The organism is Sphingobium sp. CCH11-B1, from assembly GCF_001556865.1.
GTDB lineage: Bacteria > Pseudomonadota > Alphaproteobacteria > Sphingomonadales > Sphingomonadaceae > Sphingobium.
The window spans coordinates 12,839-38,942 of sequence record NZ_LSJY01000108.1; the positions used below are offsets into that span (position 1 = coordinate 12,839).

Annotated in this window: 20 protein-coding genes; 8 read left to right on the plus strand and 12 right to left on the minus strand. The window is 65.9% G+C overall.

Going from position 1 to position 26,104, the window contains the following annotated elements:
• Nucleotides 1–34: 34 nt before the first annotated feature.
• Nucleotides 35–544, minus strand: a complete 510-nt coding sequence (locus AX724_RS11440) for a cupin domain-containing protein (RefSeq protein WP_231736658.1) — start codon at nucleotides 542–544, stop codon at nucleotides 35–37.
• Nucleotides 545–625: 81 nt separating this feature from the next.
• Nucleotides 626–817 (minus strand): hypothetical protein, encoded by a 192-nt coding sequence (locus AX724_RS11445; protein WP_066766384.1) that lies wholly within the window; start codon nucleotides 815–817, stop codon nucleotides 626–628.
• Between AX724_RS11445 and AX724_RS11450 the strand changes: the two genes are divergently transcribed.
• Nucleotides 810–1,955 (plus strand): lactonase family protein, encoded by a 1,146-nt coding sequence (locus tag AX724_RS11450; RefSeq protein ID WP_066766385.1) that lies wholly within the window; start codon nucleotides 810–812, stop codon nucleotides 1,953–1,955. The genes AX724_RS11445 and AX724_RS11450 overlap by 8 nt on opposite strands.
• A 2-nt stretch (nucleotides 1,956–1,957) precedes the next feature.
• Here the strand turns inward: AX724_RS11450 and AX724_RS11455 are convergent, their stop codons facing one another.
• The 5 genes from AX724_RS11455 to AX724_RS11475 form a co-directional block, all read right to left on the minus strand.
• Entirely contained in the window at nucleotides 1,958–3,409 is a 1,452-nt protein-coding gene (locus tag AX724_RS11455; RefSeq protein ID WP_066766386.1) for a GH1 family beta-glucosidase, read from the minus strand.
• Between the two features lie 13 nt (nucleotides 3,410–3,422).
• Nucleotides 3,423–5,741, minus strand: coding sequence for a glycoside hydrolase family 31 protein (locus tag AX724_RS11460; RefSeq protein WP_066766387.1), 2,319 nt, complete (start codon nucleotides 5,739–5,741; stop codon nucleotides 3,423–3,425).
• A gap of 81 nt (nucleotides 5,742–5,822) precedes the next feature.
• The gene (locus AX724_RS11465) at nucleotides 5,823–6,785 is read right to left on the minus strand and encodes an alpha/beta hydrolase (RefSeq protein WP_156448064.1); all 963 of its coding nucleotides are present in this window, start codon (nucleotides 6,783–6,785) and stop codon (nucleotides 5,823–5,825) included.
• A gap of 232 nt (nucleotides 6,786–7,017) precedes the next feature.
• On the minus strand, nucleotides 7,018–9,252 hold the full coding sequence (locus AX724_RS11470) for an amylo-alpha-1,6-glucosidase (RefSeq protein WP_066766389.1): 2,235 nt from the start codon (nucleotides 9,250–9,252) through the stop codon (nucleotides 7,018–7,020).
• Between the two features lie 13 nt (nucleotides 9,253–9,265).
• Nucleotides 9,266–10,357: a glycosyltransferase family 4 protein gene (locus AX724_RS11475; protein ID WP_066766391.1), complete on the minus strand. Its 1,092-nt coding sequence runs from the start codon at nucleotides 10,355–10,357 to the stop codon at nucleotides 9,266–9,268.
• 203 nt (nucleotides 10,358–10,560) lie between these two features.
• On the opposite strand from AX724_RS11475, the gene AX724_RS11480 reads away from it, so the two are divergent.
• Nucleotides 10,561–11,745, plus strand: a complete 1,185-nt coding sequence (locus AX724_RS11480) for an acetyl-CoA C-acyltransferase (RefSeq protein WP_066766393.1) — start codon at nucleotides 10,561–10,563, stop codon at nucleotides 11,743–11,745.
• A 50-nt stretch (nucleotides 11,746–11,795) separates the two neighbouring features.
• Here AX724_RS11480 and AX724_RS11485 read toward each other — a convergent pair whose 3' ends face one another.
• Nucleotides 11,796–12,494 (minus strand): pirin family protein, encoded by a 699-nt coding sequence (locus AX724_RS11485; protein ID WP_066766396.1) that lies wholly within the window; start codon nucleotides 12,492–12,494, stop codon nucleotides 11,796–11,798.
• A 117-nt stretch (nucleotides 12,495–12,611) separates the two neighbouring features.
• On the opposite strand from AX724_RS11485, the gene AX724_RS11490 reads away from it, so the two are divergent.
• Nucleotides 12,612–13,541 (plus strand): LysR family transcriptional regulator, encoded by a 930-nt coding sequence (locus AX724_RS11490; RefSeq protein ID WP_066766397.1) that lies wholly within the window; start codon nucleotides 12,612–12,614, stop codon nucleotides 13,539–13,541.
• Between the two features lie 131 nt (nucleotides 13,542–13,672).
• Here AX724_RS11490 and AX724_RS11495 read toward each other — a convergent pair whose 3' ends face one another.
• Nucleotides 13,673–14,512, minus strand: a complete 840-nt coding sequence (locus AX724_RS11495) for an alpha/beta fold hydrolase (protein WP_066766400.1) — start codon at nucleotides 14,510–14,512, stop codon at nucleotides 13,673–13,675.
• 170 nt (nucleotides 14,513–14,682) lie between these two features.
• The gene (katG, locus tag AX724_RS11500) at nucleotides 14,683–16,890 is read right to left on the minus strand and encodes a catalase/peroxidase HPI (RefSeq protein WP_066766401.1); all 2,208 of its coding nucleotides are present in this window, start codon (nucleotides 16,888–16,890) and stop codon (nucleotides 14,683–14,685) included.
• A 308-nt stretch (nucleotides 16,891–17,198) separates the two neighbouring features.
• Between katG and AX724_RS11505 the strand changes: the two genes are divergently transcribed.
• The 3 genes from AX724_RS11505 to AX724_RS11515 are packed head-to-tail and all read left to right on the plus strand — an operon-like array spanning nucleotide 17,199 to nucleotide 19,359.
• Entirely contained in the window at nucleotides 17,199–17,555 is a 357-nt protein-coding gene (locus AX724_RS11505; protein ID WP_231736659.1) for a ketohydroxyglutarate aldolase, read from the plus strand.
• Entirely contained in the window at nucleotides 17,552–19,042 is a 1,491-nt protein-coding gene (locus AX724_RS11510; RefSeq protein WP_231736661.1) for a PepSY-associated TM helix domain-containing protein, read from the plus strand. Before AX724_RS11505 ends, AX724_RS11510 begins: the two co-directional genes overlap by 4 nt.
• The gene (locus AX724_RS11515; protein WP_066766406.1) at nucleotides 19,039–19,359 is read left to right on the plus strand and encodes a DUF3325 family protein; all 321 of its coding nucleotides are present in this window, start codon (nucleotides 19,039–19,041) and stop codon (nucleotides 19,357–19,359) included. The genes AX724_RS11510 and AX724_RS11515 overlap by 4 nt, the downstream gene beginning before the upstream one ends.
• Before the next feature lie 13 nt (nucleotides 19,360–19,372).
• Here AX724_RS11515 and AX724_RS11520 read toward each other — a convergent pair whose 3' ends face one another.
• A complete protein-coding gene (locus AX724_RS11520; protein WP_066766407.1) occupies nucleotides 19,373–20,731 on the minus strand; it encodes an ATP-binding protein in 1,359 nt (452 codons plus the stop codon).
• Nucleotides 20,728–21,456, minus strand: coding sequence for a response regulator transcription factor (locus tag AX724_RS11525; protein ID WP_066766408.1), 729 nt, complete (start codon nucleotides 21,454–21,456; stop codon nucleotides 20,728–20,730). The genes AX724_RS11520 and AX724_RS11525 overlap by 4 nt, the downstream gene beginning before the upstream one ends.
• 281 nt (nucleotides 21,457–21,737) lie before the next feature.
• Between AX724_RS11525 and AX724_RS11530 the strand changes: the two genes are divergently transcribed.
• Nucleotides 21,738–22,871 carry an efflux RND transporter periplasmic adaptor subunit gene (locus AX724_RS11530; protein WP_082733492.1) on the plus strand — a complete coding sequence of 378 codons (1,134 nt, stop codon included), beginning with the start codon at nucleotides 21,738–21,740 and terminating at the stop codon, nucleotides 22,869–22,871.
• A gap of 11 nt (nucleotides 22,872–22,882) precedes the next feature.
• The gene (locus tag AX724_RS11535) at nucleotides 22,883–26,035 is read left to right on the plus strand and encodes an efflux RND transporter permease subunit (protein ID WP_066766409.1); all 3,153 of its coding nucleotides are present in this window, start codon (nucleotides 22,883–22,885) and stop codon (nucleotides 26,033–26,035) included.
• The last annotated feature ends 69 nt before the right edge of the window (nucleotides 26,036–26,104 follow it).

Here is a 26,104-nt window from a genome sequence, read left to right on the forward strand (position 1 = left end):
CTTTTCGATCGACGGCGATCGTTATCCGCAGGCGCTATTTGCCGGCGGGTATTTTGGTGCCAAGCAGGATCAGCGTCTCGCCGCTGATGCCGAACCAGTGCGGCACGCCGGCAGGGATGAGCAGGACGTCTCCGGGGCCGAGCACGCGGGTAGCGCCGCCCTCGATCCGGCTTCCTTCCACCAGGCCCGGCCTTTTGGTCGTGGCGTCGACCAGGGCACCGCCCGAAACCAGCGTGCCACGCCCTTCAAGCACGGTCGCATATTCGATTTCGGCCGGATGGACCGCGGGTCGGCCCGGCTTCTTCCATATCTCGATCGCGGCGACGGTCGCGCCGTCGCGAACGAGCGGCCGCCACATGAAGCCCTGATCGGGTTTCATATCGGCAAGCATGGCGGATATCTGCGCCCTTACGTCGGCGCTGCTCGCAAAGTCCTTCGCGCTTTCCGCGCCGGCGCCGCCCGTCTGCGCCGATGCGCTCGCGCAGGAGAGAAGGGCAAGCGGCAGGATCATGCCGCCCAACAGGAACGTGCCGCGCATCTTCATCCCGTCTCTCCCGCACATGCATGGCCGTGATCGCCAGCGACGTTATCAAGAAGGTGATGCCACAGGCGGACGATATTGCAACTAAGACGAAAGCAGGACTACCGGCTTCTTGCGCACCCACCAAGCGCAATAATCATTGCCAAATTCCCGTGTCCGCCCCATCCTGGCGGGCATGGGCAGCATGAGCATATCGTGCCAGAGGCGCTGAAGAGCTTCGTGGGTCGACAGGTCGCGGACGGCGAACGTGCCCGATAGGTTCGATACCATGCGCATCGCGCGCCGCGCGCTCCTTGCCCTGATGCTCGGCGCCCCGGCAGCGCGCTTTGCCCCGCTGCGCGCCGCTACCAGGGGTGTCGTGCGCGTCTATATCGGCACGCAGGGGGACGCGCCGCAGACAGGGTGGTTCGATCCTGCCTCCGGCCGGATCCTGCTTGATCCCGCCCCGGCGAGCATCGCGCGGCCAAGCTGGATCATACGTCACGCGCACCGCCCCATCCTCTATGTAGCGAGCGAGGTCGGAGGCGACGGCGCGCAGCATGGCAGCATCTTCGCCCTGCGCGCCGATCCCGCGACAGGGGCGCTCGCCACCCTGTCGCAGGTGGACGCGGGCGGTGGCGGCACGGCCCATCTGTCGGTGGATGGCCGATCCATGACGCTGTTCGCCGCCAACTATGGCGCGGGATCGGTCGCCAGCTTTCCCATATTGCAGGATGGCAGCCTCGCGCCCGCCGCCAGCCTCATCGCCGCGAGCGGATCAGGCCCGAGCCCGCGGCAGACGCGGCCCCACGCGCATTGCGTTGCGGTCGATCCCTCTGGCCGCTTCCTTCTGTCGGCGGACCTGGGGACCGACCGCCTGTATGTCCATCCCTTCGACGGCCCGACCCACCGGATCGTTCAGGACGCACCGGGGGAGGAGCGTCATTATGCCGCACCGCCCGGCAGCGGGCCGCGCCATTTCGCCTTTCACCCCGATGGTCGCCGTCTCTTCCTGATCAACGAACTGACCGCCGATGTCCAGACGCTCGCCTGGGACGCGCGGGCCGGGCGGTTGACGTTGTCGAGCACGGCGTCCGCCAATGGTCCCGATCATCGCGGCGACAGCAGCGCGTCCGAAATATTGGTCAGCCGGGATGGTCGCTTCGTCTATGCCGGCAACCGGGCCGAAAACAGCCTGGTCGTCTTCGCCATCGATCAGGCGAGCGGGGGATTGTCCGTCGTCCAGCGGATCGCATCCGGCGGGGCGGCGCCATGGGCGTTCCAGTTCGACCCCTCCGGCCGCTGGCTGCTCGTCGCCAACCAGAAATCGGATCGGGTCAGCGTCTTTGCGGTCGACCGGCGCACCGGCCGCCTGCGCGACAGCGGCCAGGCGGCCGAGACATCCCGGCCGGTCAGCATCTGCTTTCTTGCCTGAGATCAGACCAGCCGGTTGGTCCGCACCAGTTCCCGATACCAGTCGGCCGACAATTTGGGCGTGCGCTTCTGGGTCTTGAAGTCGACATGATGGATGCCGAACAGCTTGGTATAGCCGTCCTCCCATTCGAAATTGTCCATCAGGCTCCAGACAAAATAGCCCTTGACCGGCAGCCCTTCGCGCGCGGCCCGCTGCAGATGCGTCATATAGTTGCGCAGATACATGACCCGGTCGGTGTCATAGACCTTGCCGTCCCCGGCGACCTTGTCGTCCGCCGAGCACCCATTTTCGGAGATGTAGAGCGCCTTTGGCTTCCACAATTCGCTGATGGCCCTGAGGCCCCAATAGATGACCTCCGGCGTCACATAGAGCCATTTGGACGGCATCCGGGGCGCTTCGCCGGTCATGGGCAATATGGTGTAGCCTTCGGGCCTTGACGGATCGGCCCGCACCATCTTGCCGGTATAGACGTTGACCGACAGGAAATCGAGCGGCGCGCCGATCAGCTTCATGTCGCCGGCCTGCACCCTGGGTGCGTCCTTGCCCTGCGCTGTCAGGTAGGAATCGAGATAGCGCCCCTCCATGATCGCGGTCAGGAACATGGCGTTGCTGTCGCGCGTCGCCTTCTTGACCGCCTCGATATGATCGGGCGTCTCGATCGCCGGCACGTAGATGGACGGATTTTCGGCCAGGCCGACCAGCGTTCCGGCCTTCGCATTGGCGCGGATCGCCTGAACGCCAAGGCCATGGGCAAGGACGCCATGATGGCGGACCTGGTTGGCTTCCTTCTGCGGCAGCTTGAGGCCCGGCGCCTTGCCGCCGGTCAGATAGCCCAGATCGGTAAAGCATAGCAGTTCGTTCACCGTCATGAACTGCCGCACCCGGTCGCTCAGCCGGCCAGCCATGAAGGCGGCATAATCCCCGAAGGCATAGGCGGTGTCGCGGTTCTGCCAGCCGCCCGGCAAGGCGGCTGGCAGATCCCAGTGGAAGAGGGTGACGTGCGGCGTGATGCCGGCCGCCAGGAGAGCATCGACCAGGCGATTATAATAATCCACGCCCTTCTGGTTGGGCGTCCCGCGTCCGTCGGGAAAGATGCGCGACCAGGCGATGGAGAAGCGATAGGCCTTGACCCCGAGCGCTTTCAGCAAGGCGATATCTTCGGGATAGCGGTGATAGCTGTCGCACGCGACATCGCCGGTGTCGCCGTTGGCGACCCGGCCGGGCGTGTGGGAGAAAATGTCCCAGACCGTGGGGCCGCGGCCATCCTCCTTCGCTGCGCCCTCGATCTGATAGGAAGCGGTGGCGCACCCCCAGAGGAAATCGGGCGGGAAGGACAAGTCGCCCGCAGCCGGAGCGGCGGACGCCGTCTGCGCGCCAGCGGTAGCGGGCAGGGTCGCGCCCAACGCCGCTGCGCCCAGACCCAGTCCCAATTCGCGGCGGTTGATTCCGGTCATGCCGTCCTGCTCCCTATTGGCCCATGATCCGCACGAGGCCCGTCACGGCCTGCCCGGTCGGCAATTTCGTTTTGCTTGTCAGCGTTCTGGCGCGGTCGTCCCAGACCAGTTCCGCCTTTCTGCCGCCCTGGCGATAGGCATTGGTCGTCCCGTCATCATCATAGAGGGTGAAGCGCGTATCCGCGCCGGGATAGACGCGGATGCTTTCGATCGGCTGCTGTTCCGCCAGGCTCTTCACGGCCGCGCCCATCGGCACGATCGATCCCGCCTTCACAAACAGCGGCATGCGCTGGATCGGCGCATCGACTTCGACCGTCTGCCCGCCCGCGAACCGCTGGTTCGTCCAGTAATCGTACCAGGCCGTGCCCGCGGGCAGATAGACGGTTCGCTTCGTCTGGCCCTGCTCCGTCACCGGGGCGACGAGGAAAGCCGGCCCGAACATATATTGATCCCCTATTCCCGCCACCTTGGGATCGTTCGGGAAGTCCATGAACAGCGCCCGCATGAACGGAGCGCCGCTTTCATAGGTGTGTCGGCCAAGCGCATAGATATAGGGGATGAGGGCGTAGCGCAGCCGCAGCCATTCAGCGAGGATCGGCTCGGCCGCCTTGCCATAGTCCCACAGCGCCGTGCCCGGCCGCTGCCCGTGGATGCGCAATGTCGGCGTGAAGACGCTATACTGGAACCAGCGGACGAAAAGCTCGGGATAGTCGGCATAATCGGCGCTCATGGCGGTCGCGCCTGCCGGATCGACCAGGACCGGGCGCTGCGCCTTCGGCCCGTTGGGCCACTGCCACCCGCCAATGTCGCTCCCCCAATAGGCAAGGCCGGTCGCGGTGAAGTTGAGGCCGGTCGGCACCTGGCGGCGCAGGGCGTCCCATGTCGAATAAACGTCGGACGACCAGAACAGGCCGCCCGTACGCTGCGAGCCCAGATAGGCCGCGCGGGCCAGGATCATGTTGCGGAAGGTCGGGCGGTCCCGCGCGGACCCTTCCGCCACGCCGGACGTGTGCACCAGCGGATAGAGATTATGGTAGCGGTCGCCCGAGCCGCGCGCATACCAGTAGCCGTCCGGGATCAGGTCCGGCTCGGTTTCGTCCAGCCACAGCCAGTCGAAGCCCTGGGAAAGGATGTTGTCGCGAACCGTGCCCCAGAACCATTGCCGCGCGTCGACATTGGTGCTGTCGAGCAGTGCGCCGGCGCGGTCGTAGCGCATCGGCAGGCCGTCGATCGGATTGCCGTCCTTGTCGTGCAGCAGCCAGCCCCTGGTCGCCAGCATGTCGAAATAACGGGATTCGCGTTCGAAGCGTGGCCAGACGCTGATGATGGAACGCATGCCCATCGATTTCAGCGTATCGTTCATCCCCTTGGGATCGGGGAAATAGGTGCGATCGATGTCGATCTGCCCCATGCGGGTCCAGTAGAACCAGTCGAGCACCATCACGTCGAGCGGCAGGCCGCGCTGGCGATAGCCCTTGGCGATGTCGAGCAGTTCCTGCTGGCTTTCATAGCGCGCCTTGCTCTGGATCAGGCCGAAGCCGGCCTTGGGCGGCAACGGCGTCGCTCCGGTCAGACGGGCGTAGCCGGCGTAGAGGTCGTCGGTCGTCTTGCCCGTGATCACAAAGAAGGACACGCGTTCGCCGACCTGGCTTTGCCAGCGGGTCGCCGAATGAAGGCCCGGCCATATGAGCGTGCGGGCCGGATTGTCCCAGACGATGCCGTAGCCCCTGTTGGTGACCATGAAGGGGACGCAAACCGTTTCGCCCGCCGGTGCGTCATAATGATGCTGGCAATCGATCTGCCGGCCACGCAGGTCCAGGACGCCTTCCTGATTTTGCCCCAGGCCGTAATAATGTTCGTCGGCAGGGGAATCGAAGGTGGCGCCGACCTTGAAGGTCTTTTCGCCGTTCACCGTGACGGGCGCCATTTCCCAGCCGGTCATCTTCGTCAGCAGTCCGCCGCTGGCGTCCTGGACGGAAAGGCTGACCGGCGGCAGGGACGGGGCGAAATAGCGCTCCATTTGCGTGGGCGCCTTGGGCCAGGGCTTGGCGTCCACGGTCAACGTCAAAGCCGAAGACGTGAAGATGTCGCCACTTGCGTCGGTGCGGTGGCTCCAGCCGGCGGCATCCGCCTTCGCGATCGGGCCGTCGCCCGGCGGCGCCTCTGCCAGCGCCTTGTCCAGCGCGATGGTGACGCGCACGATGTTGGGCGCATAGGGTTCGATGGCGATGCGGCTTCCATTGCGGTCGAGCAGGGCCATGGGTTCCGCCAGCGCCGGACTTGCGCCCGCAAGGCAAGCGATGGCCGCCGCCGTGATCTTCAATCCCGTCATTGTTTCACTCCCCCAGCCTGGGCGCCTCCAACCGATCTTGCCGGTTGAAGCGGCATGCGCCAGTGCGCCTAAAGTCGTAGATTATGCCCCGGGCAGGCCATGGCCGGCCGCAAACGACGCAAAGAGATCGGGCCAGACGGCGCCTTGCATGGTCTTGGGAAGCTTGACGCCGAAGCCGTGGCCACCATCTTCGAACAGATGAAGCGCGACCGGCCGCTTCGCCGCTTCCATCGCGGAAAAGAGGGCCAGGGCGTTGGCCGGCGGGACCAGCGTGTCGTCCGCCGCATGGAAGATGAAGAGGGGCGGGGTTGCGCCATCGACGCGCCTGTCCACCGAATGGGAGCGGCGCAGGGTTTCGCCGGATGCGGGCCCCAGCAGATTGTCGCGCGACCCGGCATGGGTGAAGGGCGCGTCCAGGCTGACGACGGGGTAGCCCAGGCCCGCGATGTCGGGACGCGCGGACAGCCTGTCGGCATCATCGACAGCGCCATAGACCTGTTCGCCGTGGCGGGTGGCGAGCGATCCCGCCAGATGGCCCCCCGCCGAGAAGCCCAGCGCGCCCAGCCTTCCCGGATCGACGCCAAGCGTCCGCGCCCGCGCGCGGATCAGGCGCATGGCGCGCTGCGCATCCTGCAGCGGCACGTCCTCCCGCCTCTTCCAGCCTTCGGCCGGCAGGCGATAAAGGAGGATGAAGGCCGTGATCCCGCGTGCGTTGAGCCAGGCGGCCTGGCTGGTTCCTTCATTGTCGTAGGACAGGAAGCCATAGCCGCCCCCCGGCATGACGAGCATCGCCGCGCCGTTGGGCCGCGCGGGCCGGCGCACCACCATCACGGGGCGATCGATGCCGCTAACCCAGCGGTCCGGGTGGGCGGGATCATCGTTACGCGGTTCGATCGACCGCACGATCGTCGCATCCGTCCTGCCGGGCGGCGGTCCGGGCCAAAGGTCGATGATCTCGTCACCTGCCACCGTCTGCGCTCCCGCCAGGCCGGGCAGGGCGGCGAGGCCCACGGTGATCATCGCGTTGCGGCGGTCTATTCCCATCGGTCATCGTCTCTCATACGCATGAACCGCCCTTGCTGCCCAAGGCGGTGTCAGTGATAAATGTATGAGTATTGGAGAATGAGCAAGTCACTCCTTGCAGCGACCGGCATCGACAGGCGGCGCTGCCCTTAACTTCGCATATTTCCCGCAGAAATTGACATAAAATGTCCAATGACGGAAATCATCGAACCATGCCCGCCATGATAAGGGAGGGGAGGGTAGTAGGACAGAATCAGGCCATGCTGATGATCCGCACGTCGCCTTCGCGGCTGATCGGGCGGACGACGACCGTGTCGCCGATCCGGTCCAGACCCAGTTCGACCGATCCCTCGCCAAGCCGGAGGCCGCCGATGTGGAGGCCCTGAAGGAAGGGCGGCAGGATGGAATTGCAGAGCGCGATCGTACCCGCGGCGATGTCGAAACGGATGCCGAGGCAGGATTGCAGCAGCGACAGAGGCGTCGCCGCCGACCATGCCTGCGGGCTGCAGGCCACGGGATAGAAAGTCGGTCCCTGCGAGCGGCGGCGCGGGAAGCCGCAGAAGAGTTCGGGCAACCGCATGAGATCGACATAGGTGGCAGCCGCGAACATCCCCTCGAATATCTGGGAGGCTTCGCGGCGGAAGCCATAGCGCGCGAAGCCGGCGGCGATCAGCGCATTGTCGTGCGGCCAGATCGAGCCGTTATGATAGCTCATCGGATTGTAACGCGCTTCGGTCGACGCGATGGTCCGGATGCCCCAGCCCGAGAAGGAGGCCGGCGCCATCAGCGTGCGCACCACCGCTTCGGCGCGATGCTCAAGCGCGAGGCCGGTGAGCAGGACATGGCCCGCATTGGAGGAACGGACGCGGCACGGCCGCTTTTCCCCATCCAGCGCCAGCACATAGGTCCCAAGCTGGGGATCGAAGAAAGCGGCGTCGAACCGTTCCCGCATCCCCGCCGCCCGGTCGCGATACAGGGCGGCGCGCGCCGCATCGCCCATCGCGTCGTGCATGCGGCTGGCGGCGTCCCACGCGCCATAGACATAGGCCTGCACCTCGGCGAGGGCGATCGGGCCGCGCGCGATGCTGCCGTCGGCGTGGAAGATGGAATCGTGGCTGTCCTTCCAGCCCTGATTTTGCAGGCCCTGGTCAGTCATGCGGCCATATTCGACGAACCCGTCGCCGTCCCGGTCGCCATGATCGTCGATCCAGCCAAGCGCGGCGTCGATCTGCGGCGCGATGCCGCGGATGAAGTCGGTGTCGCCCGTCCGTTCCCAATAGGCGCCGGCCAGCATCACGAACAGCGGCGTGGAATCGATGCTGCCATAATAATGGCGGAAAGGCACCTCGCCCAGTTCCGCCATTTCGCCGTGGCGCACCTCATGCAGGATCTTGCCCGGCTCCGCGTCCGCGGCCGCGTCAAAGTCCGTCGCCTGATGAGCGGCGAGATAGCCCAGCACGCCGCGCGCCAGCGCCGGATCGATCCACAGCATTTCCCATGCAGTGATGAGCGCGTCCCGCCCGAAGACCGTGCTGAACCAGGGGATGCCGGCATAAGGATAGGGGCCGTAGGCCGTTTGCGTCGACAACATGGCGATGTCGGCGAAGGAACGGGACGAGACTTCGTTGAAGAGATCGTTGGACGAGCGGATGCGCGCCGACCGCGCCCGCGCCTGACGCGAGGCCTGCATCGCTTCCCGCAGCGCCCGCAGCAGCTGGACGGAGAGGGTTTCCGTGCGGCTTTCGACCGGCGCGCAGGCGACGCGCAGGAAGATGGTGCAGCGCTTTCCGGGGGCGACGGTCACACGGAACTGCGCGTGATTTTCGTTCAGCATGTCGGGTGCGGGTTCGAACTGGATATGGGTGAAGCGGTCCCGGTCGTCCCGCCCCCTGTAGCCGAGCAGCACGTCGGCCGCGCCGACCACCGGCGCCTGCATCTCCCCGCGCCGCAGCCGGCTCATGCCCCGGATTTCGAACAGATCGGCAAAATCGGCGGCGAAATGCAGGTCGAGCTGGACGGTCTGCGTGTCCGTGTCGAAATTGCGCAGCGTCAGCCGTTCATAGACCGCGCCCTGCCACAGAAAGCGGGTGCGGCGGATGTGGATCAGATCATGCTCCACCGCCCTGCGCCCATCCTCCCCCGTAAAATCGGGGTTGGTAAGGTCGCATGTGAGCATCAGATTGTCGTCGCGCAGCGCGGAGCTGAGCAGGATCGGCCGCAGGCCCGCGAGCGTCAGGTAGAAATGCGACAGATGGCGGGTGTCGCGGTGGTAGAGACCTTCGGGACTGCCCGGCCCCGCGATGGCGTCGCCGCTATGGTCGAACACCGCGAAACTGTCGTCATGCTTGAGCGTGCGCGGCCGCCGTTCGGCAAGCGACGCGGTTGCAGGGATGAAGAACTGCGTCTGTCCCTGCGACAATTGCTGGCCCGGATCCAATCCCGGTCCGAGCGCGCCGGGCGCGGGCTGACCGATTTCGGCAAGGGTCATGGGCGGACCTCCATCAGGCAATCAGCAGGCCGGGCGTGGCGGCACGCGGCCGGGGCAGGCCGGGAGTCGCGGTGCTGGCGGCGATGATGTCCTGATAGAGCGCCACATAGTCATGCGCCATCCGTTCCGCCGTGAAGCGTGCATCAAAGGCGGCGCGCACGCGGGCGCGGTCCATCGCGACGGCCCTGTGCACCGCGTCCACCGCTTCTTCCTCACGATCCACGATGACGCCCGACACGCCATGATCGATGATTTCGGGCACCGACCCACAGCGGAACGCGACGACCGGGGTCGCGCAGGACATCGCCTCTATCATGACGAGGCCGAAGGGTTCGGGCCAGTCGATCGGGAAGAGCAGGGCAGCGGCATTGCCGAGGAAGTCCGCCTTCTGCTGCTCGTTGATCTCGCCGACGAATTCCACCTGCGGATTGCCTTCCACCAGGGGCGCGATCTCCCGGTCCCAATAGGCGCGATCGACATTGTCGATCTTCGCCGCGATCTTGAGCTTCATCCCCGCTTCCATCGCGATGCGGATCGCGCGATCCGGGCGCTTTTCCGGCGAAATGCGGCCGAGAAAGGCCAGATAGTCCTTGTCGCCCCCGATATTGGCCGGCAGCAGGTCGGCGGGCAGGCCATGATAGACGGTACGGCCCCAGTTGACAGGCGGCATGGGCAGGCGCTGGTGATCCGAGATCGACACCAGGCAATGATCCGGGAAGGCGCGATAGAAGGGAACCAGATCGGGCAGGTCGAGCCGGCCGTGGAGGGTCGTGAGCGACCGGTCGAGCATGCCCTGCACGATCGGCATGTGAATGACGTCGATATGGAAATGCAGGAAATCGAATTCATCGGCGCGGCGGCGGACTTCATCCAGCAGGATCATGTGGTGCGGCACCGCGTCCTGCACATGGGGGTTGAGCCGCAGCGCGGTGGTGGTGATGGGCACCAGCTTGGCCGCCGTGCGGGAATCCCCGCTGGCGAACAGGGTCACGTCATGCCCCTGCGCCACCAGTTCCTCGGTCAGGTAGGAGACGATCCGTTCCGTGCCGCCGTAGAATTTGGGTGGTACGCTTTCGGCGAGCGGGGCGATCTGGGCAATCCTCATGCACGGCTTCCTTCTTGCAGCGCGCGCCGCCCCCTCCGGCGTCATCCATGGCAAGAAAGCCCGATGATGCCGTAGGTTGCACGGCCCACGCATATTTTCCCGCACAAGCGAAGGCAGAAGGTCGGCGAAACCCTATCGGGGAGGCGATGCGATGCCTATGTGGAGGGCATCAGCGGCCTGGCCGCCCGAGGAGAGTAGATCATATGCAGGACGATCCGGTCGTCATCATCGATTATGCCCGCACGCCGATGGGCGGGTTCCAGGGCGCGCTGGCGGCGCTCAAGGCAACGGACCTGGGCGCGGCGGCCGTGAAGGCGGCGGTCGAACGGGCGGGCATCGCCGCGGACGCCGTGGATCGCATCTATATGGGCTGCGTGCTGCCCGCCGGCCTGGGCCAGGCCCCGGCCCGCCAGGCGGCGATCGGCGCGGGGCTTGGCCTCAATACGGAGGCGACCACGGTCAACAAGATGTGCGGATCAGGGATGCAGGCGGCGATCATGGCGCAGGAGGCGCTTGCCAGCGGCGCTGCGGACATCGTGGTCGCCGGCGGCATGGAAAGCATGACCAACGCGCCCTATGCGCTGCCCAAGCATCGGGCCGGCGCGCGCATCGGCCATGACCGGATCATCGACACGATGATGATGGACGGCCTGGAAGACGCCTATGAGCCGGGCAAGGCGATGGGCGTCTTTGCCGAGGAAGCGGTGCGCGACTATCAGTTCACGCGCGAGGAGCAGGACGCCTATGCCATCCGCTCGCTCGAACGCGCCAAGGCCGCGATCGGCAGCGGCGCGTTCGCGCGCGAGATCACGCCGGTGACGATCAGCGGCCGGGGCGGCGACACCGTCATCGATACCGACGAACAGCCGGGCAAGGCCAAGCCCGACAAAATCCCGTCGCTCAAGCCCGCCTTCGCCAGGGACGGGACGATCACCGCCGCCAACGCCTCTTCCATTTCGGACGGGGCGGCGGCGCTGGTCATGACGCGGGCGAGCGTCGCGGAACGGATGGGGCTGAAGCCTGTAGCGCGGGTGGTCGCTTCGGCCGCTCATGCGCATGAACCGTCCAAATTCACTACCGCGCCCGTGCCGGCGATGCGCAAGCTGCTGGACAAGGCGGGCTGGTCGGCGGCGGACGTCGATCTGTTCGAGGTCAACGAAGCGTTCGCCGTGGTCGCCATGATCGCGGCGCGGGAGCTGGGCATCCCTGACGACAAGCTCAACGTCAACGGCGGCGCGACCGCGCTCGGCCATCCCATCGGCGCGTCCGGGGCGCGCATCCTGGCGACGCTGATCGCGGCGCTGGAGGCACGGGGTCTGAAGCGGGGCGTCGCCAGCCTGTGCATCGGCGGGGGTGAGGCTACCGCCATGGCGGTCGAACTGCTTTGACGTGACGCAAAGGGCGGCGGCTCCATTCCGAGCCGCCGCCCCGCATGGCGTCAGGCCGCGTCGACCAGCACGATCTCGCTATCTTCGATCGCGGTGACATGGATCACGTCCATGTCGCTGATCGCGGCGCCGTCGCGCGCGTTCACCTGCACATCGTCGATCCGGATCGCGCCGGTCGCCGGCACCAGATAGGCCTTGCGGTCCCGCCCGATGGGATATTGGGCGCTTTCGCCTGCCTTCAGGGTCGCCGCCACCACTTTCGCGTCGGTGCGGATGGGCAGCGCGTCGTCATCATCGGCATAGCCGGACGCCAGCGTGACGAACTGCCCGGCGCGTTCGCCCTTGGGGAAGGGGCGGGCGCCCCAGCTCGGCGCTTCGCCGTCGCGCGTCGGGATGATCCAGATCTGGAAGATCCTGGTCGTCACATCCTCCAGATTATATTCCGAATGGCGGATGCCGGTGCCAGCGCTCATGACCTGGACATCGCCCGCTTCGGTGCGGCCCTTGTTGCCCAGACTGTCTTCGTGGGTGATCGCGCCTTCCCGGACGTAGGTGATGATTTCCATGTCCCGGTGCGGATGCGGCGGAAAGCCGGTCTTGGGCGCGATCGTGTCGTCGTTCCAGACGCGCAGATTGCCCCAGTGCGTACGCGCGGGATCATGATAGCCGGCGAAGGAGAAATGATGCTTGGCGTCGAGCCAGCCATGGTTGGCGCCGCCAAGGCTGTCGAAGGGGCGAAGGTCGATCATGCTATGTCTCCAGCAGGGCGGGGCGGGATGCCCCGGTCGTTGGAGGATGCTTTACCCCTTGTGCACTTTCTCGATCAGAGGGATAAATCCCATCATCATGTTCGAGGAAATGGAACAGTGAACAATCCGGGCACGCCCACATTTGACCAGTTGCGCATTTTCCTGACGATCGTCGACACAGGCAGCTTCGCCGCCGCGGCGCGCAAGCTCAACCGGGCCGTGTCCGTCATCAGCTATGGCATCAGCAATCTGGAGGCGCAGCTCGGCCTGTCGCTGTTCGACCGGCAAGGGACGCGCAAGCCCACGCTGACCGTGGCGGGCCGGGCGTTGCTGGCCGAGGCACGCAGCATATCCCATGGCATCGACGGGCTGCGGGCCAAGGTCAAGGGGTTGCTCGACGGACTGGAAGCGGAGGTCGACCTGGCGGTGGACGTGATGCTGCCGGCCGATCGGCTGGGCAAGGTGCTGCGCGCCTTTGCCGGTGCTTTCCCGACGGTGCAGTTGCGGCTGCACATGGAGGCGCTGGGCGCGATTACCGCGATGGTGCTGGATCGCAAGGCGGTGATCGGGGTGTCCGGCCCGCTGTCGGCCGGGGTGGAGGGGATCGAGTGCGTGGCGACCGGGTCGGTGCCCATGGTGCCGGTGGCGGCCCCGGACCATCCGCTCGGCCGCATGGGCACGATCCCGCCCGGAGCGGGGCGGGACCATATCCAGCTGGTGCTGTCGGACCGGTCCCGCTTTACCGAAGGCCGGGACTTTGCCGTCAGCAGCCCCAAGACGTGGCGGCTCGCCGATCTGGGCGCGAAACATGCGCTGCTGCGCGAAGGGGTGGGATGGGGCAACATGCCGTTGCCGATGATCGAGCCCGATCTGGTGGCAGGTACGCTCGTGCGGCTCGCCATGCCCGATCAACCCGGCGGCACCTACCGCTTTTCCGGCATCTGGCGGCGCGACACGCCGGCCGGTCCCGCGGCAAGCTGGCTGATCGACCAGTTCGCAGCGCTTGGCCGCGACGACCGGGAGCTGGACGGGATGGGCGACATCTAGAGCATGATCGGTTCATACTGACGATGCCGTCCGCTGCGAAAATGCTCCAGGCCGGCCGCGCCAACGCGCCCCTGTCCCTATCGCGACCTGTTGAAAAAGGGAGCGGGCCGATGAACCCGCTCCCCTGAGGATCAGCCCTGGATGAAGGCCAGTATGTCCGCGTTCAGCACATCGGCATTCACCGTCAGCATCCCGTGCGAATAGCCTTCATAGATTTTGAGCGTCGCATTCGGCAGCAGTTCCGCCTGCAGCACGCCGCCATTCTTGTAGGGCACGACCTGATCGTCGTCGCCGTGCAGGACCAGCGTGGGCACGGTGATGGCGTTCAGATCGTCGGTCTGATCGGTCTGCGAAAAGGCCTTGATACCCTGATAATGGGCAAGCGCGCTGCCCATCATGCCCTGGCGCCACCAATTGTCGATCACGCCCTGCTGCACGGCCGCGCCATCCCGGTTGAAGCCGTAGAAGGGGCCGCTCGCAACATCGCGGAAGAATTGCGCGCGGTTGGCAGCGAGTCCGGCGCGCAGGCCGTCAAAAACCTCGATCGGCAAGCCGCCGGGGTAGCGATCAGTCTTGAGCATGATCGGCGGCACCGCGCTAACCAGGACCGCCTTGGCCGCCCGGCCCTGCGGGATGCCGTGGCGGGCGACATAGGCCGCCACTTCGCCGCCACCGGTCGAATGGCCGATATGAATGGCGTCGCGCAGGTCCAGATGCGCAGCGACCGCGGCTGCGTCGGCGGCATAATGGTCCATGTCGTGGCCGAAATCGACCTGCGCCGAACGGCCGTGGCCGCGACGGTCATGCGCGATGACGCGATAGCCCTTCGACAGGAAGAACAGCATCTGCGCGTCCCAGTCGTCGGAGGAGAGGGGCCAGCCATGGTGGAACATGATCGGCTGGGCGTCCTTCGCGCCCCAGTCCTTGTAGAAGATGTCGACGCCGTCGCTGGTCGTTACGAAGTTCGTCATGGCACTGTCCTTTGCTCAAGAGTCGCCACCGGATCGTCTGGCGTGCCGCCTTTGTAGGCGCCAAGGATGACAGTAAGGGAGCGGTATAAAGTCACCCGAACTATTCGATAAAATAGAACAGCCCGGCGCGCCTGACCGCTCCGGGCTGTTCCATCGGCGCTGCAATGCTCTCAGGCCGAAAGGTCGAACCGATCCGCGTTCATCACCTTGACCCAGGCGGCGACGAAGTCCTTCACGAACTTCTCGCCAGCGTCAGCCGAGGCATAGACTTCCGACAGCGCGCGCAACTGGGAGTTCGCGCCGAAGGCGAGGTCGGTGCGGGTCGCGGTCCATTTCTGCTCGCTGGTGGCACGATCGGTGCCGACGAACGTCTCGTCGCCTTCTTCATCCACCTGCTTCCACGCCGTGTTCATGTCCAGCAGGTTGACGAAATAGTCGTTGCTCAACTGGCCGACGCGGTCGGTCAGGACGCCATGCGTCGATCCGCCATGATTGGCGCCCAGCACGCGCAGGCCGCCCACCAGCACGGTCATTTCCGGCGCTGACAGGCCGAGCAGTTGCGCCCGGTCGATCAGCAGTTCCTCCGTCGGCACATTGAAGCGCACCTGGAGATAGTTGCGGAAACCGTCGGCCTTGGGTTCGAGCACGTCGAAGCTGTCGGCATCGGTCTGGTCCTCGGTCGCGTCGACCCGGCCGCCGGTGAAGGGAACGGTCAGGGCATGGCCCGCTGCCTTCGCCGCCTGCTCGATGCCGACGCTGCCGCCCAGCACGATGAGGTCGGCGACGGAAACATTGCCCGCATCCTTCGCGATCGCTTCATAGACGGACAGCACCCGCGCCAGTTCGGTCGGTTCGTTGACGTCCCAGTCCTTCTGCGGCGCAAGCCGGATGCGCGCGCCGTTCGCGCCGCCACGATGGTCCGATATGCGGTAGGTGACGGCGCTGGCCCAGGCGGTCTTGACCAGATCCTGCACCGACAGGCCCGACGCGGCGATCCGGTCCTTGAGCGCGGCGACGTCCGCGTCGCTGAGGGCGGGGTGGACCGGCTTTGGCAGGGGATCCTGCCAGATCAGATCCTCCGCCGGCACGTCGGGTCCCAGATAGCGCGCCTTGGGCCCCATATCGCGATGACACAGCTTGAACCAGGCGCGGGCGAAGGCGTCGGCGAAATAGGGGGGATCGGCGCGGAATTTCTCCATGATCTCGCGATATTTGGGGTCGACCTTCATCGCCATGTCGGCGGTGGTCATCATCGTCGGCACCTTGACGCCCGGCGTGTGCGCCTTGGGGGCGAGCGTTTCTTCGGGATTGCCGACCGGCTGCCATTGCTTCGCGCCGGCAGGGCTGCGGACCAGTTCATAGTCATGGTCGAGCAGCATGTCGAAATAGCTCATGTCCCAGGTGATGGGCGTGGGCGTCCATGCGCCCTCGATCCCGCTGGTGATCGTATGATCGCCAAAGCCGCTTTCATGCCCGCTCTGCCAGCCAAGACCCTGTTGCGCGATGTCCGCGCCTTCGGGCTCCGCACCCACCTTGGATGCGTCGCCCGCACCATGCGCCTTGCCGAAGGTATGGCCGCCTGCGGTGAGCGCGACCGTCTCCTCGTCATTCATGCCCATGCGCGCGAAGGTTTCGCGGATGTCGCGCGCGGATTGCAGCGCGTCGGGCTTGCCGCCCGGACCTTCGGGATTGACGTAGATGAGGCCCATCTGAATGGCGGCGAGGGGGCTTTCCAGCGCCCGCCCTTCCTCCTCGTCGATGCGGGTCAGACTGCCTTCCTGGCCGACCCATTGTTCCTCGGTGCCCCAGTAAATGTCCTTCTCGGGCTCGAACACGTCGGCGCGGCCGCCGCCGAAGCCGAACACCGGCCCGCCCATCGATTCGATCGCGACATTGCCGGTCAGGATCATGAGGTCGGCCCAGCTCAGTTTCTGGCCATATTTCTGCTTGATCGGCCACAGGAGGCGGCGCGCCTTGTCAAGATTGGCATTGTCCGGCCAGCTGTTGAGCGGCGCGAAGCGCTGCGACCCGGACGATGCGCCGCCTCGCCCGTCGCCGGTGCGGTAGGTGCCGGCCGAATGCCAGGCCATGCGGATGAAGAAGGGGCCGTAATGGCCGTAGTCCGCCGGCCACCAGGGCTGGCTGTCGGTCATCAATGCGCGCAGGTCGGCCTTGACGGCTTCCAGATCGAGCGACTTGAAGGCAGTGGCATAGTCGAAATCCTTGTCCAGCGGATTGCCGGAAAGGCCGTTCTGCTGGAGGATGTCGAGGGACAGCTGATTGGGCCACCAGTCGCGATTTGTGCGTCCGAGCAGAGAGCGCAGCGCGCCCGGTTCCTTCATCGGACAGCTTAGGGGATCCGTGGTCTTGGCGTCCATTTCCAATCTCCTCTCAAACTCCCCCGCCCGAATTTCTAGATCGGCTCTGTGACGGATGAAAGGCGGGAAAATCACTTTGTCTGATCGACAGAATTACTCATCCGCGCCGATCGCCTTATCTTAGTCCGATAACAATGATTATGTTAAATGAAGACAGGAGTATGGTTCGCGTCGGACCATATGCCGCCGATCTTTCAGCCGCCCGCACGACCATAGGTTGCTAATGCGATTGACTTGCAATCTTGGGATGGCTACCCATTCGCGCCTGACCTCTGCGGGAAAGCCATGCCTATCAACACGTCCTCTTCATGCCCGTTGTACGGCGACTGACCATGGGAGAGGGGAAGCGGGCCATCGGGAAGAGGGAGCGTCGCGGCTGGCGGTACCGCGCCAATGTGGGCATGCGCATCCTTGCCGCCACGCTTGGCGCCTATCTGGTGGCGTCGCTGGCGGCCACCGGGCTGGCCATGCTGATGCCGACCGATCGTACGCAAGCGGTGCTGACGGCAACCATGGCGGCCTTCCTCTTTGTCCCCGCCATCACGATCTGGGCCTTTCTCGCCCGTCGGCCGCAGGACGCGCTGGGGGGCACTGCCCTTGCCGCCGGAACCCTGGCCGCGCTGATCTGGGTGGCAAGGCTGTGGCTTGAGGGACCGGGGGCGTGAGCGCGGTTCGCGACGGCGCGCGGCAGTGCATGGCATGGCTGCACGGCTGGACCGGCCTGTTGCTTGGCCATGTCCTTTTCATCATGTGCCTTGCCGGCACGCTCAGCCTCTTCCGACCCGAGATCGGCCGGTGGATGCGGCCGGAGGTGCAGGGCGACCCCGATCCTGTCGCGGCGATCAGCGCGGCGACATCATGGCTCAGCGCCCATGGCGGGTCGAGCGGCTGGTATCTGTCCGCGCCCGACGGACGGTCCAACACGGTCGAGGCGACATTCGACGGCGGCGACGGCTTCATCACCCGGGCGCTCGACCCGGCCAGCGGCGCGCCGCTGTTGCGCGACACGCTGGGCGGCGAATTCTTCTATCGGCTCCATTTCGAGCTTGAACTGCCTTATCCATGGGGGCGCTGGCTCGCCGCGCTTGCCGCCATGGCGATGCTCGTCGCGATCATCACGGGCGTCATCGCGCACAAGCGCTTCTTCAAGGACATCTTCACCTTCCGCCCCGGCAAGGGCCAGCGATCCTGGCTGGACGGGCATAATGTCATGGGCGTGCTGTCTCTTCCCTTCCACCTCATGATCACCTTCAGCGGACTGGTGACGCTCGCCTCCCTCACCATGCCCTGGCCCGCCGCCGCGCTTTACGGCGACGATCTGACGACGCTCTATTCCGACATGGCGCCGGGCGCCGTCACCCGGCCGCCAGGCGGAACCAAGGCACCCCTGGCCCCCGTCGCACCGATGCTGCAAGAGGCGCAGGCCTATTTCGGCGCGCCGGTGGGCAGGGTATATATCTTCAATCCGGGCGACGCGGCGGCGGTGGTGACCGTCTATCCTACGGAAGCGCAGGCGATCGGTTATCTGCCGGCGGAAATGAGTTTCGATGGCGCAAGCGGCAAGCCGATCAAGGCCTGGACCGAAAAACGGGCGGGGGTGCGCGCCTATCAGACGGTCTATGGCCTGCACCTTGCCCATTTCGCGCCGCTCCTGACCCGATGGCTGTACTTTCTGGGCGGCGCGATGCTGACGATCGCCATCGCCAGCGGCCTGATCCTGTGGGTCGTCAAGCGGCGCGAGCGGTCACCCCTTTCGATCGGCAACCGTCTGCTGGAACGGTTGAATGTCGGGATGCTGGGGGGCGTGCCGCTCGGCATGGCGGCCTTCCTCCTCGCCAACCGGCTGCTGCCGCTCGGCATGGCGGGACGGGCCGAGGCCGAGGTGTCGGTGGCACTGTGGAGCGCGGGCGCGGGATTGCTGACGGGCCTTGCGCTGCCGCCCGCGCGGGGTTGGCCGCTTCTGTTGGGGCTGGTGGCGGCGACCTGCGGCCTTGCGGCGCTGATCGGGCCTTTCTGGTCCAGCGACGCGGTGATACCGGCGGGCAATATGCTGCTGCTTGCGACGGCTGCCATCCTGGCTGCCCTCGTCCGGATGCAGCTGCGCGGGTCGAACCAGCCTGCGGGTCGGCGGTCAGGGCCGATGCCGGCATGATCGCGTCGGCCGGCTTTCTCTATCTGGCTTTCTTCGCCTTCGCCGCGCACAAGCAGCGTCATCGGCCAGCCTTGATGGGCCCATGGGAGCGCAAGGCGTTCGTGCCGCATCTCGATCTTGCAGGATGGGTTCTGCTGCTGATGTCGCTGCTCGGCCTTTACCGGGCCGATGACCTCGGCATGGCGTTCGTCGCCTGGACGGGGCTGACGGCCGCCAGCGCGAGCCTTCTGACCTTCGGCATGACCTACCGGCCGCACTGGGTGCAAGGCGGCGTCGCGGTGGCGTGCGTGATGATCGTCGCCGGCCTTCTGGTCTGATCCCGGTCCTGCCTCACCCCCTCATGTCGATCGTGGCGGTGAGGCCCCCGTCTTCGGCATTGCGCAACCGGACGGATGCCTCGAAACTGAGCGCGAGCGAACGGGCGATGGTAAGGCCGATGCCGGTGCCGTGACGCCCGCCAGGCTGGCTGCTGGGACCGCGCGTGAACGGCTCGAACATCTGTGCGATCTGGTCACCGGGCACGCCGGGGCCATGATCGCGAATATGGATGAGGAGCCGCCCGTTCGCACGGACGCAGCTGATGTCGGCGCTGCCGCCATATCTGACGGCATTGTCGACAAGATTGCCGATGCAGCGCGTCAGCGCGTTGGGCTTCACCCGGACCGTGCCGCCGCAGCCGCTGACGAACCGGACGGGCTGGCCCAGATCCTGCGCGTCCTCCGCCATGCTGGCGAGGAGGGAATCGACGTCGATCGCCGACCATTCCTCGCGCAATTCCGTGCTGCTGGCGAGGTCCAGCCCTTCCCGCACAAGGGTCTGCATCGCCTGATGATCGGCCAGAAGCCGCTCGCGCAGCTCCAGATTTTCGACCAGTTCGAGGCGCAGCCGCAGCCGGGTGAGCGGCGTTTGCAGATCGTGGCTGATGGCGGCGAGCAACTGGGTGCGCTCGGTAAAGCCCGCCCTCGCCCGCCTTTGCATGAGGTTGAAGGTCGACAGCGCGGCGCGCACTTCTTCGGGGCCGCTTTCGGGGATTTCCTCCGGATCGAGCGACAGCGAGAAAGCTTCCGCCGCCCGCTCCAGCCGCCGCAGCGGTTTCGACACGAAGCGCGCGACGAGAATGGCGAGCGCCGCCGAAGCCGCGACGATCACGATCAGGTAAAGCGGGTTGAAAATCGTGCTGGGCGGCTTTGCGATCCGGGGAAAGGTGAGCGCCATGGACCGCCGCGCCCCGTGCATGTCGGTGAAGCGGACGATCCAGCAATCCGGCCTTGGCGCATCGATCAGCCCCGCCGCGCGGTCCTTCCGCATATTGGGGAAGCACAGGCCAACGGGCACATGACCCGCCTCCGGCTGTGACCGGGCGCCGAACCGCTGCTCAAGCGCGGCTTCAAGGTCGGCGTCCGGTTCGCTCAACGCCACGCCTTCGGGGGCGGGATAGGCGCCATAGATGTCGCGCGCCGCCATCATCCGTTCCACCCTAGCGGGGTTCCGGCGGAGCCGCTCGGCAATGTCGACGGCGCTCGCCACCACTCTTTGCCGCCTGACCCGCTCGAAATCATGATGCCGCGTGCGCTCGGCCACGGTCAGCGCGATCAGGGCGGCGGCCGACATGCCCAGGGTGAGGATCAGGAATATCTGCCCCGCCATCGTGCCAAAGAAGGTGCGGGTCCGTCGCAGCGGCTGGATCATGAATAATGAACCTCGCACGCCAGAACATAGCCTTCGCCACGGACGGTCAGGATAAGCTCGTCACCGCCCCGAACGGTCGCCAGCTTCTGCCGCAGGCGGCTGACCTGAAGATCGATGGACCGGTCGAAAGCGGCGGTGGCGCGCCGTTCGGGCAAGAGCGTCTCACGCGTCAGCACGGCATTGGGTTCTTCGATGAAGCGGGTGATCAGGCGGAACTCCGCCGACGACAGCATGACCAGCCGGTCGTCCGGCGCCACGAGACGTCGTTGCTGAAGGTCGAGCCGCCATGGCCCGATGGCGGCGAAGCGCGTCGCAACCCTGCGCGGGGCCGGTTCGCTGCGCGCGCGGCGCAGGAGATTGCGGATGCGCACCAGCAATTCGCGCGGCTCGAACGGCTTGGTCAGATAATCGTCCGCGCCCAGCTCCAGCCCCAGCACGCGATCGATGGCGGTGCCCCGGGCCGTGACCATGATGATCTGGACCGCCGATCCCGTCGCGCGAAGCTCGCGGCAGAACGACAGGCCGTCCCCATCGGGCAGGTTGAGGTCCAGCACGATGAGGTCGATCCGCTCGTCGCAAAGCGCCTGGCGCAGCTCCGCAAGGTTCGCGGCGCCCAGCAGGCGATAATTTTCCTGCCGCAGCTGTCCCGATATCAGGTTGCGGATATCGGCGTCGTCATCGACGACCATGATTGTAGCGGGACCGTTATCGGCGAGGTCTGGCATGGCGCATCCCTATCGTCGATTGCGCGAAAAGTCGTCACCCCGAAGGCGCATGATACAGGGTGATACAAAGTGATACTCCGCGAGGGCGGACGCAGACAGAATGAAGACAAGTTCCTCTTTCCTGTAACGCGCAAAATTTCAAAGAGGGCTGGGTCGGCGCGTCCGCCGACGCCAGCCGGAGCGCTCGACCAGCGTCCGCTGCGCGGCTCTCCCCCCTTCCCTGCCCCGTGGCAGGACGGTGGCGATGCTTCGGCTGGTCAGGCCAGGGACAGTTCGCCGCCATGTTTGCATATCCGGTTCTTCAACGCCTTCGGGTCGCACCATTGGCGCTTTGCATCGTAATAGCGGGATGCGGGGACAAGACACCGCCGAAGAAAGCGCCTGTCGAAGTCGGCGTGGTCACGCTGACGGCGCAGAACGCGACGATTTCGACGGAACTGCCCGGGCGCACCGTATCGACCATGATGTCGGAGGTGCGCCCGCAGGTGGCCGGCCTGATCCAGAAGCGGCTCTTCACCGAAGGGGCGATGGTGACCGCTGGGCAGCCGCTCTACCAGATCGATCCCCGCCTCTATCGCGCCTCCCGCGATCAGGCGCAGGCAAGCCTTGCAAGCGCGCAGGCGACGCTGATGGCGGCGCAGGCCAAGGCGCAACGTTACCGCGGGCTGGGCGATACAGAAGCGGTCAGCGCGCAGGATCGGGACGATGTGATCGCCACCGCGCGGCAGGCCCAGGCAGCGGTGCAGCAGGCGCGCGCCAACCTGCAGACGAGCAACGTCAACCTTGAATTCACGCTGGTGCGCGCGCCGATCAGCGGGCGCGCGGGCCGCACGCTCTTCACCCCCGGCGCGCTCGTGACCGCCAGCCAGGCGGACCCGCTGACCACGATCCAGCAGCTCGACCCCATCTATGTCGACGTGACCCAGTCCAGCGCGCAGTTGTTGCAACTGCGCCGGTCGCTGGCCGCTGGCAAGACATTGCCGGCAAGCGCAACGATCCGCCTGAAGCTGGAGGACGGAAGCGATTATCCAGCCGAGGGTCGCATCGAATTCGCCGAGCCGATCGTCGACGTCAACAGCGGTACGGTGACGCTGCGCGCCCGCTTCCCCAATCCGGACGGGTTGCTGATGCCGGGCATGTTCGTGCGCGTGATCGCGCCGCAGTCCGTCGTGCCCGGCGCCATTCTCGCGCCGCAGCAGGGCATCAGCCGCGACCCGAAGGGCAACGCCACCGCGCTGCTGGTCAACAAGGCCAATCAGGTGGAGCGGCGGACCGTCACGGCCGGCCAAGCCATAGGCGACAAGTGGCTGATAACCGCCGGGCTCAAGGCCGGCGATCGCCTGATCGTTCAGGGCACCGACAAGGTCCAGCCCAATGACAAGGTGAAGCCGGTCGCCATCGCGGCGTCGAAATAGGAGCCGGGGCCGTGCTGAGCCGCTTTTTCATCGACCGGCCGATCTTCGCCTGGGTCATCGCCATCGGCATCATGCTGGCGGGACTTGGCGCGATGCTGTCGCTGCCCATCGCCCAATATCCCGATATCGCGCCGCCCGGCGTCGGCATCAGCGCCACCTATCCCGGCGCGTCGGCCGAAACGGTCGAGACCAGCGTGACCCAGGTCATCGAACAGCAGCTGACCGGCATCGACGGGCTCATGTATTTTTCCTCCTCGTCCTCCGCGACGGGGCAGTCGCGCATCAGCGTGACGTTCCAGAAGGGGACCGATCCCGACACGGCGCAGGTGCAGGTGCAGAACCGGGTGCAGCAGGCGCTCAGCCGCCTGCCCAGTCCGGTGCAGCAACAGGGCCTGACGGTCACCAAGCAACAGACAGACTTCCTGATGCTGGTCGGCCTCTACGACGAAACCGACACCGCGACCCAGTCGGACATCGCCGACTATCTGGTCAATAATTTCCAGGATTCGATCGCCCGCATCGACGGGATCGGCGCTACCCAGATTTTCGGGTCGCAGTATGCGATGCGGATCTGGCTCGATCCCTACAAGCTGGCCGCCGTGCGGCTGATGCCATCGGACGTCACCGCCGCCATCCGCGCGCAGAATGTCGAAGTGTCGGCAGGCCAGATCGGCGCCGATCCGGCCCCGGCCGGCCAGCAGATCAACGCGACCGTCACGTCGCGGATGCGGCTGCAGACGCCCGACCAGTTCCGGGCCATCGTGGTCAAGACGCAGAGCGACGGGTCAATCGTGCATCTGTCCGACGTGGCGCGGGTCGAACTGGGCAATGAAAGCTATACAACGACAGCGCAACTGAATGGCCATCCGGCTTCGGGCATCGCGTTGCAGCTGGCTCCCGGCGCGGACGCGCTCAAGACGGCCGAACTGGTGAAGAGCCGGGTGGCGGAGCTGTCGGCCAATCTGCCGCACGGATACAAGGTCGTCTATCCGCGCGACACCACGCCCTTCATCAAATTATCGGTGGAGGAAGTGATCCACACGCTGATCGAGGCCGTCTTGCTGGTGGTCGTCGTGATGTTCCTGTTCCTGCAAAGCTGGCGCGCGACGCTGGTGCCGGCCATCGCCGTGCCGGTCGTGTTGATGGGGACGTTCGGGATCCTCGCCCTGTTCGGCTATTCCATCAACACGCTGACGCTGTTCGGCATGGTGTTGTCCATCGGCCTGCTGGTCGACGATGCCATCGTCGTCGTGGAAAATGTCGAGCGCCTGATGGAGGAGGAAGGGCTTTCACCGCGCGACGCGACGATCAAGTCGATGGCCGAGATCGGCAGCGCGTTGATCGGCATCGCCCTTGTCCTGTCCGCGGTGCTGTTGCCCATGGCCTTTTTCGGCGGGTCCACAGGCGTTATCTACCGGCAGTTTTCCATCACCATCGTGTCGTCGATGATCCTGTCGGTGCTGGTCGCGCTGATCCTGTCTCCGGCGCTCTGCGCGACGCTGCTCAAGCCCACCGATCATGCGCAGCGCGGCAAGGGATGGGCGGGCAAGTTCAACCGCTGGTTCGAGCGGCTGACCGACGGCTATGTCCGGCGCACCGAGCAGGTGATGACGCGGCGCACGCTGTTCTGGGGCCTTTATGCCGTCATCCTGGCCATCCTGATCCTGTTGTTCGTGCGGCTTCCCTCCAGTTTCCTGCCGGTCGAGGACCAGGGTCAGGTGATGGTGCAGCTGACGCTGCCGGCGGGAGCCAAGTCGAGCCGCACGGCCGCGGCGGTGAACCAGGTGCAGAATTATTTCTCCAGCGACGAAAAGGACAATGTCGCCTTCGCCTTCATCCTGACGGGCTTCAGCTTCCAGGGACAGGGCGAGAATACAGCGCAAGGCTTCATCAACCTGGCGCCCTGGGACGAACGCAAGGGCGCGACGAACACCGCCGGCGCGATCGCCGGGCGCGCGACCAAACAGCTGGCCGCTATCCGCGACGCCAAGGTGCTGGCGATGACGCCGCCGTCCATCCGCGGCCTTGGCCAATCCAATGGCTTCACCTTCGAGCTGCTGAACAGCGGCGGGCTGCCGCGCGAACGGTTCCTGGCGTTGCGCAACCAGTTGATGGCCGCCGCGCAGAAGGATCCTCTTCTGTCTGGCGTGCGCGCGTCGACGCTGGAGGACACGCCCCAGTTGAAGGTCGATATTGACGCCGAAAAGCTGGCGGTTCTGGGCCTTACCCAGGCCGATGTCGATGACGTGCTCAATTCCGCCTGGGGCAGCCGCTACGTCAACGACTTTGTCGATCGCGGCCGGGTGAAGCGCGTGTTCGTGCAGGCCGACGGGCGCTATCGTTCGCTGCCAACAGACCTGGACAACTGGATGGTGCGATCGGCCAGCACCGGACAGATGGTGCCTTTTTCGGCCTTTGCGACGACACATTGGACGATGGGGCCGACCACCCTCGCCCGGTTCAACGGGCTTTCGGCCTATGAACTGCAGGGGCAGGCCGCGGACGGCGCGAGCTCGGGCGAGGCGATGGACCGGATGGTCGAACTGCAAAAACAGCTTCCGGCCGGCACCAGCTATGCGTGGAGCGGCCTTTCCTATCAGGAACAGCTGTCGGGCGGACAGGCTCCCCTCCTCTACGGCCTGTCCATCCTCGTCGTTTTCCTGTGCCTGGCGGCGCTTTACGAAAGCTGGTCGATCCCGCTGGCGGTGTTGCTGGTGATCCCGCTCGGCCTTGTCGGCGCGGTCATCGCGGTGTGGGCGCGGGGGCTGGAGAACAACATCTTTTTCCAGGTCGGATTGCTCACGACGATGGGGCTGGCGGCGAAGAACGCGATCCTTATCGTGGAGTTTGCGGAACTGGCGCATTATGAGGGCAAGAATGCCTGGGACGCCGCGCTGGAGGCCGCGCGCCTGCGCTTCCGACCGATCCTGATGACATCGCTCGCCTTCATCGCCGGCGTCATCCCGCTGGCGATCGCCACTGGCGCCGGCGCGCAAAGCCGCGTCGCGATCGGCACGGCGGTGATCGGGGGCATGACGTCCGCGACGGTACTGGCGATCTTCTACGTGCCGCTGTTCTTCTTCGCGATCGCCCGGCTGTTCGCCAACGACAAGAAGGGACCGCGCTCCCCCAGCGCCGCCCCGGACGCAGGAGCGCTGGCATGATGCGCGCAGCCTTGCCGATCCTCGCCATCACGGCCCTGGCGGGATGCAACATGGCCCCCCATTATCAGC